This window comes from Bacillus sp. 95MFCvi2.1 (assembly GCF_000374965.1).
In the GTDB taxonomy this organism is placed as follows: domain Bacteria; phylum Bacillota; class Bacilli; order Bacillales; family Bacillaceae_G; genus Bacillus_A; species Bacillus_A pseudomycoides.
Genome location: NZ_KB895774.1, coordinates 1 through 1557, shown reverse-complemented (window position 1 = coordinate 1557; position 1557 = coordinate 1). Strand labels below are relative to the sequence as shown.

Genomic DNA, 1557 nt, shown 5'->3' with positions numbered 1-1557 from the left:
CACTGATTATGTGAATGAAAAGTCCCTTCAGAAGATGAAGGGACTTTTCTAAGTTTCTAGATACATGGACTGCTGATAAGTGTGTTATGTAAATCTTACATGAATATAGTATATATCGTTATTTCTCTCTTTATTCTTTATATTTGCATGCCAAACATGCTTGTATCCTATATTGATACAAGCAATTATATATACCCTACCTTATAGGTACATAAATCAATAATGCAGGTATTGCAGTACATTTTAATGAGAGAGGAGTATGTTTTATGGAATCACGACCTCCGAAGAAAACTATGTATGAAAATATATCACAACCAAAAATACTATCTCTTTGGAATATAGGCTATTAAACAAGCTCTTCTTGTATTTAAACATAGAATAGAATGAATTCTATATTTCTAGAAGGGGATGTTTTTAAATGTTTAATGATCATGATAAATGCGTATGTGATCAGTTAGCGGTTTTACAATTAGGTACAGAAGTAGATATTTTTTTAAGTGGGAATACAATCGAAGACGTTATTTTTGTTAATTTCAATCCAGAAAATTTTTGTGCAACTTTTGTAGATAATGAAACAGAACCAGGAACTGTAATTGTTTTAGATTGTCGAGATATTTTAGCACTTCGAATTGAATAATTAGATAGAAAAAAAGAGCTTTTTTAAAAGCTCTTTTTTTATTTTTATAACTAAAAATAAAAAGATTATTCTTAGTTAATTATGATTATACTGATGAAATTTTATGGAGATGAAAATCTAGCTGCTTCAAAATGTGTTCCTTCGTTATTCAAAATAGTCATATTTCCTCCGCTAATAATTGTCCATATTTGAACTTTATCCCTTTTATTTAATTGTAGAATAGTACTTACTCTTACTGCATGAGGTCGTCTAACTAATTTTGGCACGAAATAGTGATCTTCTTTAACAATATCGATATCATTTACACGTATTAACATGGTTGTAGTACGAGGATTATCAAAAGGAATATTAGCAAGAAATGCTGCACCTGCAGTAATAGCATATACTCCTTTTCTTTTAGGAATAAAGGTTGAATCGGATATATTATACTCATCTTTTAAATCAAATTGTTTAGTTTCATACGTAATCTGTTGAATTTGTGTTGTAAGTACATTCTGGTTAAATGCTTTTACAGCTCTAAATGCGGATGGTCTAATTAATTGTAGTAAAGCTATTATAGGATTACCCCCTTTTACATTAACTTATGAATTATGTAGAAAGAGTGATTGGACCAGAGGTTTTGCTTTGATTTGAATGTATACTTTTTTATTTGTTTTTGATGATATCAGGAGATTTGTTGTGAAGTCAATATTTTAGGGGATATGAATGTAAACAAATATCTAAAAGTTTACATTCGTACTTATAATAAATAAAAAGCACTTTTAAAACATTAAAAAGTGTTTTAACTTGATGTTGATGTGACGGCACCTCAAGTATGTAGAAATTTAAAAAAGTCCCTTCATAATGCTAAAGGGACTTTTCTCACACAAATGATCTGCACATCAATTCACTTTTGATATACAGATCATTTGCATGATAAT

The 1557-nt window shown here is 29.0% G+C and carries 2 protein-coding genes; one reads left to right on the top strand and one right to left on the bottom strand.

From position 1 onward, the window contains the following. Positions 1-418: 418 nt before the first annotated feature. Positions 419-637: a hypothetical protein gene (locus C568_RS0130175; RefSeq protein WP_003209791.1), complete on the top strand. Its 219-nt coding sequence runs from the start codon at positions 419-421 to the stop codon at positions 635-637. Positions 638-738: 101 nt separating this feature from the next. Here the strand turns inward: C568_RS0130175 and C568_RS36005 are convergent, their stop codons facing one another. Beyond that, a complete protein-coding gene (locus tag C568_RS36005) occupies positions 739-954 on the bottom strand; it encodes a hypothetical protein (RefSeq protein ID WP_003209789.1) in 216 nt (71 codons plus the stop codon). Between the last annotated feature and the right edge of the window lie 603 nt (positions 955-1557).